This is a genomic window from Pseudoalteromonas sp. SR44-5 (assembly GCF_014163675.1).
GTDB classification, from domain to species: Bacteria; Pseudomonadota; Gammaproteobacteria; order Enterobacterales; family Alteromonadaceae; genus Pseudoalteromonas; species Pseudoalteromonas rhizosphaerae.
On record NZ_JACJDT010000012.1, the window covers coordinates 1 to 17,462 of the forward strand.

Annotated in this window: 16 protein-coding genes; 10 read left to right on the top strand and 6 right to left on the bottom strand. The window is 41.8% G+C overall.

All coding sequences use genetic code 11. The features are described 5' to 3' along the window. Nucleotides 1-94 precede the first annotated feature (94 nt). The 6 genes from H5154_RS08750 to H5154_RS08775 all read right to left on the bottom strand — a co-directional run bounded on the left by H5154_RS08750 (nt 95) and on the right by H5154_RS08775 (nt 5,827). Nucleotides 95-568 (bottom strand): hypothetical protein, encoded by a 474-nt coding sequence (locus tag H5154_RS08750; protein ID WP_182718044.1) that lies wholly within the window; start codon nt 566-568, stop codon nt 95-97. 173 nt (nt 569-741) lie between these two features. Then, nucleotides 742-1,410, bottom strand: coding sequence for a YoaK family protein (locus H5154_RS08755; protein ID WP_182718045.1), 669 nt, complete (start codon nt 1,408-1,410; stop codon nt 742-744). A 114-nt stretch (nt 1,411-1,524) separates the two neighbouring features. Continuing rightward, a complete protein-coding gene (locus H5154_RS08760) occupies nt 1,525-4,638 on the bottom strand; it encodes an EAL domain-containing protein (RefSeq protein ID WP_259398480.1) in 3,114 nt (1,037 codons plus the stop codon). A 131-nt stretch (nt 4,639-4,769) separates the two neighbouring features. After that, a complete protein-coding gene (locus H5154_RS08765) occupies nt 4,770-5,027 on the bottom strand; it encodes a hypothetical protein (RefSeq protein WP_182718046.1) in 258 nt (85 codons plus the stop codon). Continuing rightward, nucleotides 5,027-5,476 (bottom strand): hypothetical protein, encoded by a 450-nt coding sequence (locus tag H5154_RS08770; RefSeq protein WP_145236851.1) that lies wholly within the window; start codon nt 5,474-5,476, stop codon nt 5,027-5,029. Before H5154_RS08770 ends, H5154_RS08765 begins: the two co-directional genes overlap by 1 nt. Before the next feature lie 6 nt (nt 5,477-5,482). Further along, nucleotides 5,483-5,827: a DUF883 domain-containing protein gene (locus H5154_RS08775; protein WP_182718047.1), complete on the bottom strand. Its 345-nt coding sequence runs from the start codon at nt 5,825-5,827 to the stop codon at nt 5,483-5,485. Nucleotides 5,828-6,332: 505 nt separating this feature from the next. Between H5154_RS08775 and mraZ the strand changes: the two genes are divergently transcribed. The 10 genes from mraZ to murG are packed head-to-tail and all read left to right on the top strand — an operon-like array spanning nt 6,333 to nt 17,459. Continuing rightward, nucleotides 6,333-6,791, top strand: coding sequence for a division/cell wall cluster transcriptional repressor MraZ (mraZ, locus tag H5154_RS08780; RefSeq protein WP_145236856.1), 459 nt, complete (start codon nt 6,333-6,335; stop codon nt 6,789-6,791). 29 nt (nt 6,792-6,820) lie between these two features. Further along, complete coding sequence (gene rsmH, locus H5154_RS08785) at nt 6,821-7,759, top strand: 16S rRNA (cytosine(1402)-N(4))-methyltransferase RsmH (RefSeq protein ID WP_145236860.1); 939 nt, start codon at nt 6,821-6,823, stop codon at nt 7,757-7,759. Further along, on the top strand, nt 7,756-8,082 hold the full coding sequence (ftsL, locus tag H5154_RS08790) for a cell division protein FtsL (RefSeq protein ID WP_145236863.1): 327 nt from the start codon (nt 7,756-7,758) through the stop codon (nt 8,080-8,082). The genes rsmH and ftsL overlap by 4 nt, the downstream gene beginning before the upstream one ends. Further along, a complete protein-coding gene (locus H5154_RS08795) occupies nt 8,079-9,896 on the top strand; it encodes a penicillin-binding transpeptidase domain-containing protein (protein WP_149980613.1) in 1,818 nt (605 codons plus the stop codon). Before ftsL ends, H5154_RS08795 begins: the two co-directional genes overlap by 4 nt. Beyond that, on the top strand, nt 9,889-11,394 hold the full coding sequence (gene murE, locus H5154_RS08800) for a UDP-N-acetylmuramoyl-L-alanyl-D-glutamate--2,6-diaminopimelate ligase (protein ID WP_182718105.1): 1,506 nt from the start codon (nt 9,889-9,891) through the stop codon (nt 11,392-11,394). Before H5154_RS08795 ends, murE begins: the two co-directional genes overlap by 8 nt. Next, the gene (gene murF / locus H5154_RS08805) at nt 11,391-12,779 is read left to right on the top strand and encodes a UDP-N-acetylmuramoyl-tripeptide--D-alanyl-D-alanine ligase (protein ID WP_182718048.1); all 1,389 of its coding nucleotides are present in this window, start codon (nt 11,391-11,393) and stop codon (nt 12,777-12,779) included. The genes murE and murF overlap by 4 nt, the downstream gene beginning before the upstream one ends. Beyond that, the gene (mraY, locus tag H5154_RS08810; protein ID WP_145236872.1) at nt 12,773-13,855 is read left to right on the top strand and encodes a phospho-N-acetylmuramoyl-pentapeptide-transferase; all 1,083 of its coding nucleotides are present in this window, start codon (nt 12,773-12,775) and stop codon (nt 13,853-13,855) included. Before murF ends, mraY begins: the two co-directional genes overlap by 7 nt. Beyond that, nucleotides 13,856-15,181, top strand: a complete 1,326-nt coding sequence (murD, locus tag H5154_RS08815) for a UDP-N-acetylmuramoyl-L-alanine--D-glutamate ligase (protein ID WP_182718049.1) — start codon at nt 13,856-13,858, stop codon at nt 15,179-15,181. After that, nucleotides 15,178-16,353: a cell division protein FtsW gene (gene ftsW, locus H5154_RS08820; RefSeq protein WP_182718050.1), complete on the top strand. Its 1,176-nt coding sequence runs from the start codon at nt 15,178-15,180 to the stop codon at nt 16,351-16,353. Before murD ends, ftsW begins: the two co-directional genes overlap by 4 nt. Further along, the gene (gene murG / locus H5154_RS08825; protein WP_182718051.1) at nt 16,350-17,459 is read left to right on the top strand and encodes an undecaprenyldiphospho-muramoylpentapeptide beta-N-acetylglucosaminyltransferase; all 1,110 of its coding nucleotides are present in this window, start codon (nt 16,350-16,352) and stop codon (nt 17,457-17,459) included. The genes ftsW and murG overlap by 4 nt, the downstream gene beginning before the upstream one ends. Nucleotides 17,460-17,462: the final 3 nt, after the last annotated feature.

Sequence of the window (17,462 nt, forward strand, 5' to 3'; positions counted from 1 at the left end):
AACATCATCACATTGAGATAATGCTTTTTCAACCGCTTGAACTTTAAATTCTTGTGTAAATCGACGTCTCATTTTTATCTGCCTCTATTAAAAGTTAGAGGCGACAACTATCCTGACACAGGGGGCTATTTCTACATAAGTTAGTTAATAATTGACGTAAAGATTTACTTAAAGGGAAACCATCAGAGTTACCAATAATTTTTCTTTTAGATTTTCCTTTCCAATCAGATTCTTCATCACCATGTTTATTATTGTCATTTGAAACATAAATAGATTGAGAGGTTACTTTATCTAAATCAACACGTATGCCTGAGTTTTGATTTTTTTCATCTTCATCATTGTCAGGATCATCAGAGACAAACTCAACAGTAGAAGCGTTACAACCTTCTTTGTGCTTTGCACCAAAACAAGCCATACGACTTATCTTTTGAGTTTCATAGCCTTTTGTAAACCAAGCTTTTTCGCCACAATCTATACAGTAAATTAAACCTCTATATTTATCTGGATTTTCTTCGTAGTCGATTGTAGAACAAATTGAATCGTCTTCATTAAATTTACAGTGCAGCATTCATCATCCTTGATACCCATCTCTACTTGTTGAAATAGAGAACAATATTTATTGTTGTAGATCAATTTACATTTTAAGGTACTACGAGTAAATAATCAGTTTAGTTGTTTAAGCTACTTCCTATCTAGTAGTGTTAATACATATTAACTTTGGTTGATTTTTTTGCGTATGACTTACGTCTTTTTACTATTAATCGCTTTAAACACTGAGTAGCTAACGGCTAATACTAGGCAGATGGTGGCGGGGATAAAGAGTGCATTAAATTTATAAAACTGGAATGCATAAGCACCTAATGTGCCACCGCAAATGAATCCTGAGATGATCAGTAAAAACAACAGTGCTTTGCGTTTATCAAAGGGTTCGCCTCTTAATTTAGCGCCAAGCATTAGCCCTAGATCAGTAAAAATACCGGTAACATGGGTGGTGCGAATAACTGCGCCGCTGTAAGTGGTGGCTAACGCGTTTTGTAAGCCGCAGGCTGCGGATGCTAAATAGTGCCCGTTTACAGAGTCATTCGATAAAAAATACACTGAGCTTGCTAACAGCATGGCTTCAAATAACAGCAAGCTGCTGTAGTTATGGCCGAGTTTTAATGCACCACTTTGCAAAAAAGCGCCGGAGATCGCCGCACCAGCCAAAAAACTCAGTAGGATAAGAGCTAGGTGTAATACATCAGTAACGGGGGAGGTAACAAGGCTTGTGCCAAGGAGTGTTGCAGTGCCTGATAGATGGGAAATTGATTGATGTTTGAACCCTAGTAACCCTATCGAATTAACAAGCCCAGCAACAAGCGCAAGTAAAAACGATCCATATTCTACCCAACGAGGTAATTTTGAAATCACGGCTAACAGTTAATTTAATAAAATCTGTTTGGTAACGTATCAGTTCGTTATTTATTAAACAATAGCTAGCTAAATTTTCAGTGCATAGCATAGTGTGTGCTGGATCAGCAATATTTAGGTAGCTGTTGTGGATTGGTTGCTTACCAGTGCTAAAAATTCCTGCTCGGGTAATGGCTTTGCAAACAAATAGCCTTGGCCATAATCACACCCTATACCAAGTAATAATTGCTGCTGCTGTGGTGTTTCAATGCCTTCGGCAATCACTTTTAAACCAAATTGATGTGCCATAGTGATAATTGCTTTGCATAACGCGAGATCTTGATTGTCGGCTTGAATGTTATCAACAAAACATTTATCAATTTTTAAATAATCTGCGTCCATTTGTTGCAAGTAGGCAAGCGATGAATAACCGGTGCCAAAGTCATCTAAAGCGAGTTCCATACCCGATTTTACCAGCGCTTTCAGGCGTTGTTGGGTGAGTTGCTCTGGTGCGATCATTAACCCTTCGGTGATCTCGCTAACAATTGCACTCGGTGGTAAATTGGCGGCTTCTAGCAAGGCTGGCCACTGATCAATACCGCTATCAAGGCAACTAAATTGCACTGGCGAGACATTAATACTAAGTTGAAAGTTGGCATCAACCTGGGCTCGTAAAACTGTTAGCGTTTGTAATGCGCGAGTAAATACAAATTGTCCTAATGGGTTGATATATCTAGACTCTTCGGCTAAAGGTATAAATTCAGCGGGACTAATTACGCCGCGTGTCGGGTGGCGCCAGCGCAATAGTGCTTCTGCTTTATGAATGTGCCCAGAATCTAGGTTAACGATTGCTTGGTAATAAAGATCAAATTGTTTTTGTTCAATGCCATAGCGCATATTTTTGAGTAAATCCATACGCGCTTGTGCTTGCTCGCGTAAGTTGTGATTGAAAAACTCAAAACAGTTACGACCACTTTGTTTAGCTTTATACATGGCTTGGTCGGCGGCTTTTAATAACAGCTCTGAGCTATCGCCATCGATTGGTGCAATAGCGATTCCGATGCTGGTTGCTATGTGTAGTTCTTCGCCTTCGAGTATAAATGCTTTTGTCATGGCATTGAGGATATCGTTGGCTACTTTTTTAATGTGTTCTTCAGTGACTAGCTTGGCATGCACAATGACAAATTCGTCGCCACCAATACGTGCAATAAACTCAATATCAACAATTTCTTGTTGCAAACGAATTGCGATCAACTTTAGTAATTCGTCACCATAAAAATGGCCTAAGGTGTCATTTATGTCTTTGAAATGATCAAGATCAAGTAGCATGATCACCAGTGGCTCATTAGGATTTAAGGCGTTGTTGAGGCGCTGATTTAAGCGCTCTTTAAGCTCAATTCGATTAGGTAGATTGGTTAAATGATCAAAGTGAGTTTGATGCCATATCAGATCTTCGGCTGCTTTTTTAGCGGTAATATCGGTAAAAATCGCGACTCTGCGCTGCGCTTCAGAATGTTCATTGTATACAGTATCGATAGTAAGCCACTCTGTGAATAACTCGCCATCTTTACGACGGTTAATTATTTCACCTTGCCAACGGCCAGTCTCTTGTAATTGCAGCCACATTTCTTGATAAAACGCTTTGCTGTGCTTGCCTGAAGCTAAGATAGCGGTGGTATTGCCCAGGATTTCATTTTTACTGTATTGAGTTACTTCACAAAAAGCCGGGTTAACATCTAAGATAATGCCGTTTGGATCGGTAATTGCCATTCCTTCACTGCTATTTGAGTAGACCAATGAGGCCAGATGAGATGCTTTTTCAGCGTTCTTTCGCTGGCTGATATCTTGCAATACAATAGTGTACTCGTTGCTATTATGCTTGGCACTGATCCGCGCTTCAAATACTTGCTCAACTTCGCTGTTATTGATTGTTAATTCAAATTGGCTAGTTTTATTTTTGCAGGGCAAATGCTGAAGTAACTGTTTACTTTTTTCTTCACCAAGTAGCTCGCGAAGGTGTAACTTTGAACGTGTATACACAGGTAAATTTAACTGTGAAATTTGCCCACCTAAGTTCAGTACATCACCGTGAACATTGATCCGAATGTAGGTATCAGGCAAAGCGTTTAATAAACTACTTAATTCGTCATGTTGGCGTTTGACACTCGCTTCTGCCGTCAGACGTGTTTGCGCCATCGCTTTAAAATGTTGATAGAGAGTATTCAGCTCTGGGCTATTTAAAGAAAACTGTTTTGGTAATAACCCTTGCGCAAGCTCTTTAATCGTCAGAGTGAGTTGTGCTATGGGCGTTAATACGTTGCGCTTTAATTGGTTATGAGCAAATATAGACAGGCCAATAATCATCAATGTAAATGCAGCTAATGTGATAAAAAATAGTTGGTTGGCAGCTTGAATTGCGTTATTAAATGGCATGACAACATAGACATTTAGGCTATTTTTAGTTTCATCGGTATACATGGTTTTACTGTGTAAAATGTGATTAATACCTTGCAATTCAATTGTGCTATTGAGCATTGGTAGTTCAGAGCTAAATCCATAGGCGTTAATATTTTCGCCAAACAGCGATGGATCGTTAGGGTAATTTGCAATAATGCGACCGTTGTTGTCGGTTATAACAGCAATGGCATCTTCGGGTAAGTGAGAGTTGGCAAGTATCTGGCTCCACCAATCTAATGTGACAACCGTTACTACTGCCCCATATACTTGTTGCTGCTGATCAATAAGTGGATAAGCAAAATTGAAACTGAGGGAATTGATACTGCGATCTTTTTGAAAATAGCCAATGGCAAAGCTTTTAGTTGCCACAGCATTTTTAAAGTATTCACGATCGGCAATATTAATATTTTCTTTGCGTCCTTGCGATAAACACACCGCGTCGCCTTGCATGTTGACGATACCAATATTTGCAATTTCAGGTTGAAGTTTTTGTATTTTAGCTAAGTAATAAGGGCAGCCGGTTTGTAGTGGCGCGGCAAAATCTTTTAAGTCAGCAAGTTGAGTGGTAAATGTCTTAATTTTTTTGAGTAGCTCAGTCTGCTGCTCAACAAGCTGTTCGGCAACCGTTAATGCCTGCAGCCGACTTTCTTGGCGTGCGGTTTCTTTGGCATGCCAAAGGCTAAATAAGATCACCAAAATGCCGGGTAAACTCAGTAATATAAATAACCGATAAAGTCGATGTTGTAACGATGAGGAAAAAATAACAATACTCTTCATACTGGGCTTTGGCATAAAATTGTAGCCAATTAAGTTGAAAATAACCATATATAATATAAGGTTAATTGCGGTTTATCTAATAAAGACCAAAGTAATAGCTCTGAAGAGTAAGATTGTGCTGAGCAAAGCTCAGTATCTATGAGGATTTATAGCAAACGTAACAACCAGCTAAATTGACTTAGCTTTATTTTATTGGCTGAATTTTGGCTATGACCATTTAGCGCTTGATAGCCTGCACCTGCCGTAAAGGCACTGGCAATACCGACATTCGATACTGCAAAGCGTTTAAGTCGGTAGTTGAAAGCTTGATGATGTTGCTGTTTTAACGCATTGATGCTATTCATTTTTTGACTTAAGTGACGAACTTTATGATTTGGTTTCTTAATAAAATAATCAATTAGCATTATTCACCCCTATTTATATTGAGTAATTGTTTAATGCTGTGCGCAGTTTTATCAAAGCCAATTTTGCTGCTGATATAACCAATGTTTTTCCACAGCCACATTAAACAAAGCAATTGTAAGCCAATTAGACATACAGCACTGAGCCATATTGATTGACTAAAGGCAAAAACCGCAAAGCCAAGTGTGATCAGCAAACCGGCCCACAACAATACTAAACCACCGGCAAAACTTACCAGCAAAATAATAGTCAATGCCAAAGAGCGAGTTGATAGTCGCCACTCGGCACTCGCTAATTCTTTGCAAATACCAGCCTGTTGGCGATAGTCTTGATAAAGTTGCTCACCATATTGAGATAATTTAGCAAGATGATCTTGCCACTGATCAGCACTTTGCGGTGCAGGATCAGCGGCTTGATGCTGTTTATCTTTAGGATCGGTATGTGGTTGCATAATTGCTTACTTGCTACGGCGAAATAGTGCTGTCACTAGCATACCAGCAGCAAACGCAAGACCAGCTGTAGCAAGCGGGTTTTCAGAGGCTAATTGACGAGTTTTACCACTGTATTCAGACAGTTTTTCACGCGCAATTTTTTGCTTTTCAGTGAGTGTTTCAGCTGAACTTGAAGCACCATGACGAATACTTTGTTCTGCTGTTGCAGCCTTTGAAGACAGCGAATCAACAGCAAGATGAGCCGCTGAGGTTGCTTTGTCTGTTAATGGTGATTCAGTGTGAGCAGCAATATCATCAACTTTTTTACTGGTTTTTGCAGCTGAATTTGAACTTGATGTTGAAGTAGTCATAGTAATCGTTCCTTAAATATAAAACTAGATTGTGTAATACTTGTTGCAGCCTTCGTACCACTTCTACGATCTTATTTAAATTCTTAAAAATCAATGGTTTGTTTTTTATCTTGTGAATCGCTTTGTTTGAAATAACAGCGTTTAAAGTAACTATTGCAAAAAGATCGCGTAAATTTTACAAGATCTATTAAGCAGCAATTCGCTACTAATATTTTGTAACTGTTCATTGATTATTCATTAATCATTTAAGTCTATTTATTTTGTTTTATCTCAGAATAAAATATTTTTTTTGATGTTATCCACTTTTTCCCACGTAATTCAGTAGCTTCGCGCTAGGCCTTATTTTTTCTGGCTTTAACACACCATTATAGGTTTCTGCTGACTTGACAAAATAGCTTGTCAAGCCCTAAACTGGAGCACTGTGGTAAAAAGTGGTATTTAGTGGATCAAATTGGATCAAATTAATCAAAACAGATTAATTACAAACTTTTAAAGTAGGCTTTTTATGTTCCGTGGTGCGAGTTCACTGAGTTTGGATGACAAAGGACGATTTGCGGTACCGACTAAGTACCGAGACTCGCTGTTGTCTGAAGATCAGGGGACGGTGATCTGTACTGTCGCACTGAACGAGCCTTGCTTGTGGTTGTATCCACTGGCGCAATGGCAGGATATAGAAGATCGCTTAGCTAAAATTTCCAATATGAATCCACGCGCTCGACGCATGCAACGGATGTTGTTAGGTAATGCAACAGAATACCAATTAGATAAAAATGGCCGAATATTGCTGGCACCGTCGTTACGGTCTCATGCTGATTTAGGCAAAAAAATCATGTTGGTCGGTTTGATGAATAAATTTGAGATCTGGGATGAAGAACGTTGGCATGAACAAATGCGCCAAGATACCGAAATTGAACGACTCGGTGAGTTTGAATCAACCCCAGACTTAGATAATTTTTCGCTCTGATCACACAATAAAAAGGCAAACAATAGCTAATGACAGCGCAATTTGAACATATTTCCGTACTAATGGACGAAACCATCGAAGGTCTAGCAATTAAGCCAGACGGTATTTATATGGATGGTACATTTGGCCGTGGCGGACATTCTGGACAAATCTTGGCGCGCCTTGGTGAACATGGCCGATTACAGGCCATTGATCAAGATCCACAAGCGATCAAGTCTGCCGAAAAGTTTGCCGACGATAGCCGTTTTGCCATTGCCCATACTCGCTTTTCTAACCTATACGAAGTAGCAGAGCAAAACGATCTATTAGGAAAAGTAGATGGTATTTTATTAGATATCGGTGTGTCATCACCACAACTAGACGATGCTGAACGTGGTTTTAGTTTTATGAAAGATGGCCCGCTTGATATGCGTATGGATCCTACTAGCGGCCGCAGTGCTGCGCAGTGGTTAGCCGAAGCTGAGCTGGAAGACATTGTTCATGTGATCAAAACTTATGGTGAAGAAAAGTTTGGTCGTCGTATTGCACATAAAGTACTTGAAGTGCGCGCTCATACGCCGATTACAACAACTAAGCAACTTGCTGATTTAGTTGACGAAGCAGTGCCAGTAAAGGATAAGTTCAAACACCCTGCGACGCGTACTTTCCAAGCTATTCGTATTTATATCAACAGCGAATTGGAAGAGATTCAAACGGCATTACAAGCTGCGTTGGGTGTATTAAAGCCCGGTGGCCGATTAGTGGTGATTTCGTTTCATTCACTAGAAGACCGTATTGTTAAACAGTTTATTAAAAAACAGAGTAAGGGAGCGGCGTTACCCAGAGGTCTGCCTTTAACTGATGCACAAATAAATCAAAATCTGACGTTAAAAGCAGTGGGTAAAGCTATTAAGCCAAGCCAAGCTGAAGTTGACCGTAACCCACGTTCACGCAGTTCAGTACTTAGGGTGGCACAGAGATTGGGATGAAGCCAAAAGCGAATCATCGACAACCCAATTTATTTTTAGAAATAATCAAAGGCCTAGGAGCAAACAAGTTAACCTCGGCCTTACTGGTTGTGATATTCGCATCTAGTTTGAGTGTGGTGCAGGTCACTCACTTTGCTCGCCAAGAGCTGATTGAACAAGATCAGCTGTTACAACAGCGAGATGAACTCGATTTAGAATGGCGTTATCTATTAGTTGAAGAAGAGTTTTATTCGCAACATGCGCGCATTGAAGAAATTGCTATTGAGCAACTGCAAATGAAACGGTCCACAAGCCAAGACGAACAGGTGATAGTACTGCCATGAGAAGTAGAGGAAAAAAACCAGTAAATAGTTTGATCACATGGCGTTTTATGCTGGTGTGCTCTGTGGTGCTGCTGGTTTTTGTGACTTTAGTATCTCGTGCTGCTTATTTGCAAGTTATCGAGCCTGATAAAGCTCGTTCAGAAAGTAATAAACGTACCGTGCGCGTGGAAAAGTTGCATGTGCAACGCGGGATGATTTTTGACCGTAATGGCAAAGAACTTGCTGTTAGTGTGCCCGTTGTAAGTGTATATGCGGATCCTAAAGCATTACATAAATCACTGCGTGCTAAAGTGCTCAAACAGGCGCGCAAAAATGGCGAAGATGAGAATGCCCTTGCAGAAAATACCGCGCTACTTGAACAACGTATTGCGCTGTACTACAAAAATGATTTACGTTGGCGTGAGCTTGCCGATGTACTGCGTATTGAACCGAAAAAAATTAATGGTCGCTTGCGGGATGATGCCAGTCGCCGCTTTGTTTATCTAAAACGCCAAGTAACCCCTGCCGTTGCCAATTATATTGGCGATTTACGTCTGCCTGGTATTCATTTATTAGATGAATCAAAACGCTATTACCCTGCCGGAGAAGTCACCGCACATGTGCTTGGTTTTACCAATATTGATGGTAAAGGTATCGAAGGCATAGAGAAGCTTTACGAAAACGCATTAACTGGCGTTGAAGGTCGTCGCACAATTCGTAAAGATGCACAGGGGCGTGAAGTTGAAGTGCTTGATGAACGTGAACGGATTGAACCCGAAAACATCCAGCTTAGTATTGATCAGCGTATTCAAGCGATAGCCTATAAAGCGGTTAAATCAGCCGTGCTGACCTACAAAGCAACGTCTGGCTCTGCGATGGTGGTCGATGTGAGAACTGGTGAAGTGTTAGCGATGGTTAACAGCCCGTCTTTTAATCCAAATAATTTAAATGATGCAGCGCCGCATAAACGCCGTAACCGAGCGATCACGGATTTGTTCGAACCAGGTTCAACCGTTAAGCCTCTAGCCATATTAGCTGGGTTAGACTACGGCTCAATCCAACCGGATGATAAAATTGATACTTACCCAGGCTGGATGCGCATCGGTGGTACGTTAGTTACAGACTCGCGTAACCATGGTGAAATGACCTTACGTGAGATTTTAAAGTACTCCAGTAACATGGGTGTGACAAAAATAACGCAAGATGTACCGAAGGATTACTTTGTTGGCTTGTTCCAAAAAGTTGGCTTTGGTTCTGATACAGGCACCGGCATGGTTGGTGAAAGTAGTGGCTTGTTTTATCCGAATCGACGTTGGTCTGACCATGAAATTGCAGCACTTTCTTTTGGTTATAACGTTGCTGTAAGCACCGCACAAATGGCGCGTTTTTATGCCATGTTAGGTGCCGGCGGGATCAATAGACCGTTGACCATCCTCAAGCAAGATTCAATCCCTGAAGGCGAGCGTATTTTTCAACAAAAAGATGTTGAAGCGGTTGTGCATATGATGGAAAGCGTTTTTGAAGAAGGTGGAACAGCGAGCCGCATAAAAGTTGATGGTTATCGTGCTGCGGGTAAAACGGGTACCTCTAAAAAAGCCGCTGCAGGTGGTTATGGTGATGAGTATGTTGGTTACTTTACTGGTATAGCACCTGCGAGTAATCCACGTTTAGCTGTTGTTGTAATGATCAATGAGCCCGGTGGAGATGTTTATTATGGCGGTGCAACTGCAGGACCAGTGTTTGCAGAAATAATCTCCAATGCGTTAAGAATTTTAAACGTGGCACCAGACAAAGGCTCGGTTGCCTACGTGAAGGGCATAGATGATGATGCGTGATTTAAAAATAATTTTACAACAAATAGAAGTAGCAGCAACAAGCTTACTAGTAAAGCACTTGCGTTTGGATAGTCGAGATGTCACCCCTGGGGATGTCTTTGTAGCAATTAAAGGTCATCAATTAGATGGCGGACAATTTATTGATAAAGCGATTGCAAATGGTGCAGTTGCAGTAATTGCTGATCGTTTATGTGAGTTTGAATGTGATTTTGAACCGCTTTATTTAATTTCCGATTTGAATAAGAAATTGCCCGCATTAGCGAGTCATTTTTATCAGCAACCAAGTAAACAATTAGATGTGGTGGGTGTTACTGGCACCAATGGTAAATCAACTACCACTGCGATGATTGCTCATTTAGCTAAGTTTTGCGACACCCAATCAGCGATTATCGGTACGCTTGGGTATGGGCAACCAGAAAGTTTAACTGAGTTAATTAATACCACACCGTCTTGTGTTGATTTACAAAGAATATTAGCGCAACTTGCCACTGACAATAACAAACTGGTGGCGATGGAAGTGTCATCACATGGTTTGGTACAGCAGCGTGTTGCGAAAACGCACTTTAAAGCTGCTGTGTTTACCAATTTATCGCGTGATCATTTAGATTACCACGGTGATATGGCCAGTTATGCCGATGCAAAGTTAATGCTAATGCGAGATTTTGACGCGCAGCTGGTGGTACTAAATCAAGATGATAACCAAGTAGAGCAATGGTTAGAACAATACGATTTTAATAACTTAGTGTGTTATGGCCATAAAAACTTGCAGCCAAAAGGTGCTAAGTTTGTATACTTCACTGATGTTTCTTACCATAAAACCGGTATATCGGCACAGTTGACGACAAGTTGGGGTGATATTGCTATTACCTGTCCGCTGTTTGGCGAATTTAATTTATATAATTTAGCGGCTGCAATCGCAACTTTACTTGGTTTAGGTTACCCATTAGATCAACTGGCAGCGGGTTGTGCAAGCTTGCAACCAGTTGCTGGACGCATGCAAGCATTTAGCGCGCCAAACCAACCAACCTGTATTGTTGATTATGCTCACACGCCAGATGCGTTAGCTTTAGCATTGCAAGCATTGCAACAACATGTGCCCGGTGGCGTAAGTTGTGTATTTGGTTGCGGTGGAGACCGTGATAAAGGCAAGCGACCAATGATGGCCCAAGCGGCTGAGCAAAATGCTGATAAAGTAATTATTACCAGTGATAACCCGCGTAGCGAAGATCCATGGCAGATCATTAAAGATGTTGCTGCTGGTTTAAGCCAGCCTGACCGTGCGCACTTAGAAGCTGACCGTGCTCATGCTATTGCCTTTGCAATAGATAACGCAAATGCCAATGACGTAGTGCTTATTGCAGGTAAAGGCCATGAAGATTATCAAATAATTGGTACGCAACGGATAGATTTTTGCGATCGTAAATTTGTCCAGCAGCACTTACAACAAAAGCAAAAGCTAGACCCACAAGAACAACAAATAAGAGGATCGCAGTTATGATCCCAATGGATTTTGATTGGCTAGCAAATGTGCTAGCAACTGATTATCAAGGTGATAATCAAACAGTAAAAAATATTAATACAGATACTCGCACCGTATGCGAAGGAGAAGTATTTTTAGCGCTACAAGGCCCTAATTTTGATGGCCATCAGTTTTTACAACAAGCGAAAGACAAAGGCGCAATAGCCGCTATTGTTAGTCAAAAAGTTGCCGTTGATATTCCACAGTTTTTAGTTACGGATACGCGTATTGCGCTAGGCGAAATTGGTGCTGCGGTAATGGCCAGTGTGGCACCAAAAACTATCGCAATTACAGGCAGTGTCGGTAAAACCACAGTAAAAGAAATGTGCGCAGCTATTTTAGCTCCTCACGGTGAAGTACTGTCGACTAAAGGTAATTTTAATAATGACATTGGCGTGCCATTAACCTTGTTACGCCTAGAACCGCAGCACAAATATGCGGTGATTGAGCTTGGCGCTAACCATATTGGTGAAATTGCCTATACCACGGCGATGACTAAGCCAGATGTTGCCGTTGTTTGTAATGTGGCAGCTGCGCATATTGAGGGTTTTGGCTCTCTTGCGGGTGTGGCAACGGCTAAAAGTGAAATTTACGATGGTTTGAAAGAGCATGGCATTGCGCTAGTTAACTGTGACAGCGAATTTAGTGATGGTTGGCTTACTAAGTTACAAGGGCGCAATGTAAAACGTTTTTCAAGCACTGAAAAACTAGATATTTGGGCAGAAGAAGTCAGCCTCGATGAGCAAGCTCAGGCGTCTTTTTATATTTGTACCAAGCAGCATCGAGTACCCGTTAAGCTTGCATTGCCAGGTCGTCACAATGTTACAAACGCCCTTATAGCAGCTGCATTAACCTGTGAATTTGGCGTTAGTCTTGAGGCTGTGGCAACGGCACTCGCAACCATGGCTGAAGTAAAAGGCCGAGTAAACATTATTCAAGTCAATGAAACACTAACCGTGATTGATGACACTTATAATGCCAATGTGCAATCGGTTAAGGCTGCAATTGATTTATTACGCGACCTCCAAGGTCAGCGTATTTTAGCGTTAGGTGATATGGGAGAACTTGGTGAAGAAGCCGCGCTTTATCACCAACAAGTTGGCGCCTATGCCAAACAACAAGGTATTGATGAGTTGTATAGCTTAGGTGTACTGAGTCAATACGCCAGTGATGAATTTGCTAAACCACAGCGGCATTTTTCAAGCCGCGAGGAACTGTTGCAACAATTACAAGCACAGTTAACTGACTCAGCACAAAAAACCACCATAGTCGTGAAGGGATCGCGCAGTTCTCGCATGGAATTATTAGTACAAGATTTAGTTAACAGCCAGCAAACTGGCCGCAATGGAGTATCTCAATGTTAGTTTGGCTGGCCGAGTATTTAACACAATATTACAGTGCATTTAATGTGTTCTCGTATTTAACCGTTCGCGCTGTATTTGGTATTTTAACGGCACTATTAATTTCTTTATATTTTGGCCCTAAGTTGATCCGAGCATTGCAAAGAATGCAAATTGGTCAAGTGGTTCGTAACGATGGCCCGGAGTCGCATTTATCGAAAAAAGGCACCCCAACCATGGGAGGCTTGTTAATTTTAGCGTCTATTTTTACCAGTACTTTGCTGTGGGCTGATTTAGCGAATAAATATGTATGGGCTACCTTGTTTGTGATCGGCTCATTGGGAATTGTGGGCTTTGTTGATGATTACCGTAAAGTGATCCGCAAAGATCCAAAAGGGTTGATTGCGAAATGGAAGTATTTTTGGCAGTCAGTGATTGCCTTAGTGGTTGCCTGCGCATTATTTTTTACTGCTAATCATGCCAACGAAACATCATTAGTAGTGCCGTTTTTTAAAGATGTATTACCGCAGCTAGGTTTGTTTTACATAGTTATGACTTACTTTGTCGTGGTGGGGACGTCAAATGCTGTGAATCTGACCGATGGCTTGGATGGTTTGGCCATTGTACCGACTATTTTAGTGGCAGCAGCACTGGCTATTATTGCTTACTTAACTGGTAACGTGAATTTCTCTGCTTACTTGCATATTCCACATTTACCATTGGCCAGTGAGTTGGTTGTAGTATGTACCGCCATTGTTGGTGCCGGATTAGGCTTTTTATGGTTTAACACTTACCCAGCACAAGTATTTATGGGTGATGTTGGTTCATTAGCGCTTGGTGGAGCATTGGGTATTATTGCTGTATTAGTTCGCCAAGAGTTAATTTTAATCATTATGGGCGGTGTATTTGTGATGGAAGCACTGTCGGTTATCTTGCAAGTTGGCTCTTATAAATTACGTGGCCAACGGATTTTTAGAATGGCACCAATCCACCATCATTACGAGTTAAAAGGCTGGCCTGAGCCACGAGTTATCGTGCGTTTTTGGATAATTTCTATCGTGCTAGTGTTAGCTGGCCTAGTAACATTAAAGATCAGGTAAATGACGTATTTAAACGAGATGAAAAACAAACATATTACAGTGCTCGGACTCGGTGTAACCGGTCTGGGCATTGTGCGTTTTTTATTATCTCAAGGTTTAACGCCTAATGTAGTTGATAGTCGCCAATCACCGCCCGGTTGTGATTGGTTGCAACAACATGCGCCAAATTTAACGACGCAGTTTGGTGATTTAGCAACTGCACAGCTTGAAAGCGCCGATATGATCATCATCAGCCCTGGTTTAAGTTTAACACTTCCAGCAGTTGCACAAGCAATGCAAGCGGGTGTTGAAGTGATTGGTGATATTGAGTTATTTGCCCGTTTAACAGACAAGCCGGTGGTGGCTGTAACAGGCTCTAACGGTAAATCGACTGTCGTTACGTTGGCTTATGAAGTATTGAAAATGGCTGGTTATAAGGTCGGACTTGGCGGAAATATTGGTACTGCCGCACTGGATTTATTAGCTGATGATTTTGATGTTTACGTATTAGAGCTATCGAGTTTTCAGCTCGATACGATGCACAGCTTAAAGCCGGTTAGCGCTACGGTACTTAATGTGTCGGAAGATCATTTAGACCGTTACCCAAGCTACCAAGCCTATATTGATTCAAAACAAACGATTTATGCTAATGCCGCGCTGGCTGTAGTAAATAAGACTGACCCAGCAACGTATACACAAACAATGCCGCAATTAAGCTTTGGCTTAGAAAATGCGGATTATTGTTTAATGACGTATCAAGGTGACAGTTACTTTAGTTATCAAGGCAAAGCTCTATTGCCTGTTAGTAGCTTGGCCGTAGTTGGTCGTCATAATCAGCTAAATGCGTTAGCGGTTATGGCATTATTGAGCCCATTTGATATCAGTGCTAGTCAGTTTGCACAAGCTTTTAGCCAATTTACTGGCTTGGCGCATCGTTGTCAGTTTGTTGCCGAGCAAGCGGGGGTTAAATATTTTAATGACTCTAAAGCTACGAATGTCGGGGCCACCATTGCGGCGATAGAAAGTTTAGCCGATCAGGCCAAGCAACTAGTAGTGATTGCCGGAGGCGATGCCAAAGGCGCCGATCTCGATAGCTTAAAGCCGTATTTACAACAGCAAGTTAAAGCGCTTATTTGTTTTGGTAAAGATGCCAAAGCACTGGTTGCGTTGACTGACAAAGGCCACTTAACAGAAAATATGCAGCAAGCGGTGATGCTTGCCAAGCAACTTGCCACTGCGGGCGATATTGTGTTGCTTGCACCTGCATGTGCCAGTATCGATATGTATAACAATTATATGCAACGTGGTGAGCACTTTAGTCAATGCGTATTAGCGGAGGCAGTATGATTGCTTTAGCTAATATTCGTGACACCCTGACTCCTAAGCCTTCGGCGCAGTTATACGATGTGCCACTGTTATATTGTGTGATCATGCTAATTGGCTTGGGGTTTGTGATGGTGACGAGTGCGTCGATGCCGACCGCTGATCGCTTATTTAACAATCCCTATCATATTATTATTCGCCACAGCATGTTTTTGGCGATGGGCTTTGTGCTGTTTTGGATCACCTGCTGTGTACCAATGACCTGGTGGAAACGCTCGAATCCTTACTTATTACTGTTTGGCATGGCGCTACTGATAGTGGTGTTAATCGTTGGGCGTGAAGTGAATGGCGCAAAACGTTGGATCCCAGTAGGTCCGGTGGGCTTTCAGGTTGCTGAAGCGGCTAAATTATTCTTTTTCAGTTATATCGCCGGTTACTTAGTGCGTAAACGCGAGGAAGTTCAAGAAAATATTAAAGGCTTTGCTAAGCCAATCGCAGTGTTTGCAGTTTACGCATTGTTGATTTTATTACAGCCCGATTTAGGCACTGTGGTGGTGATGTTTGTAACTACCGTAGGCTTATTGTTCTTAGCTGGGGCTAAGTTATGGCAGTTTTTTGCCTTGATATTAACAGGCGTAGGCTTAGTCGTATTGCTCATTATTGTTGAGCCATATCGGATGGCGCGGGTGGTCGGTTTTCTAGAACCATGGGATGACCCATTTGGTAAAGGCTACCAGTTAGTACAATCGCTGATGGCATATAGCCAAGGTGGTTGGTTTGGCCAAGGTTTAGGTAATAGTGTGCAAAAATTGCAATATTTACCTGAAGCCCATAATGACTTTATTTTTGCGGTGATTGGCGAAGAGTTAGGTTTTATCGGTATCGTCAGTATTTTAATGGTGTTTGGTACTTTGGTGTTTAGAGCACTGTTAATTGGTCAGCAAGCACTTAAATGTGGCAAAGAATATGAAGGTTACTTTGCATTCGCAATAGGTATTTGGTTTGCATTTCAAACCATGGTTAATGTGGGGGCGAGTGCCGGTATTTTGCCAACCAAAGGTTTAACCTTGCCGTTTGTATCTTATGGTGGCTCAAGTTTACTTATCATGACTATTGCGGCAGGTATTTTATTACGCGTGGATTTTGAAACCAAAATGGCCACTAAACAAGCAACATCCGGTGGAGGCAAGCGATGAATAAAAAATTAGTCGTTGTTGCTGGTGGTACTGGCGGGCATATTTTTCCCGGCATAGCTGTGGCTGATCACTTAAGGCAACAAGGTTGGCAAGTGAGTTGGATTGGCACTGCTGATCGAATGGAAGCGCAGGTTGTACCAAAGCATAATATTGAGATTGATTTTATTAATGTTAAAGGTGTACGTGGCAATGGCCTTGCACGTTTAGTAAAAGCCCCTTTTATGGTGATTAATGCCATATTACAAGCACGCAAAGTATTGAAAAAACAACAACCTGATGTTGTGTTAGCAATGGGCGGCTATGTTACTGGGCCGACTGGCATTGCCGCAAAAAGCTTAGGTATACCACTGGTGATCCATGAGCAAAATGCGGTTGCCGGTATGAGTAATAAGTACCTAGCCAAGTTTGCCAATAAAGTGTTGGCTGCATTTCCGCAAGCATTTGCCTCTGGATACAGTGACGTGGTTGGTAATCCGGTACGAGCCAGCGTAGCAAATGTGGCAATGCGGGAAGTATCAAGTCCGGTTAACGTGTTGGTCGTTGGTGGCTCGTTAGGTGCGCAGGTGCTAAACCAAACTTTGCCAGCAGCATTTAAACAGCTCAGCGAAGAGTTTCAGATCAATACATGGCATCAAACCGGTAAAGGTCATTTAGGCTCAGTAACACAGGCATATCAGCAGCAAGGTTTTAGTGCTGAACAAGCTAAGGTGGCTGAGTTTATTGATGATATGGATACCGCTTATAGCTGGGCAGATATTGTAATTTGCCGCGCGGGGGCGTTAACCGTAAGTGAGATTGCTGCTGCAGGAAAAATGGCCGTGTTTGTGCCGTTTCCGCATGCGGTTGACGATCATCAAACTGCGAATGCAAAATTTTTAGTTGATGGCAATGCGGCATTATTAATGCCACAGGGGCAGTTCAATCAACACAGTATTGTTGAACTATTACGCCCGTATTTAGCCAAACCAGCATTAATCAGTGAACTTGCAAGCAATGCTAAGCAATTGGCGACACTAGAAGCTACTGCCAATGTCGCATGGCATTGTATGGATGCCGCAGGTGTCCCCTTGTCAGCGCTGCAAGTAACAGAAAAAAGAGATAATTAAGTG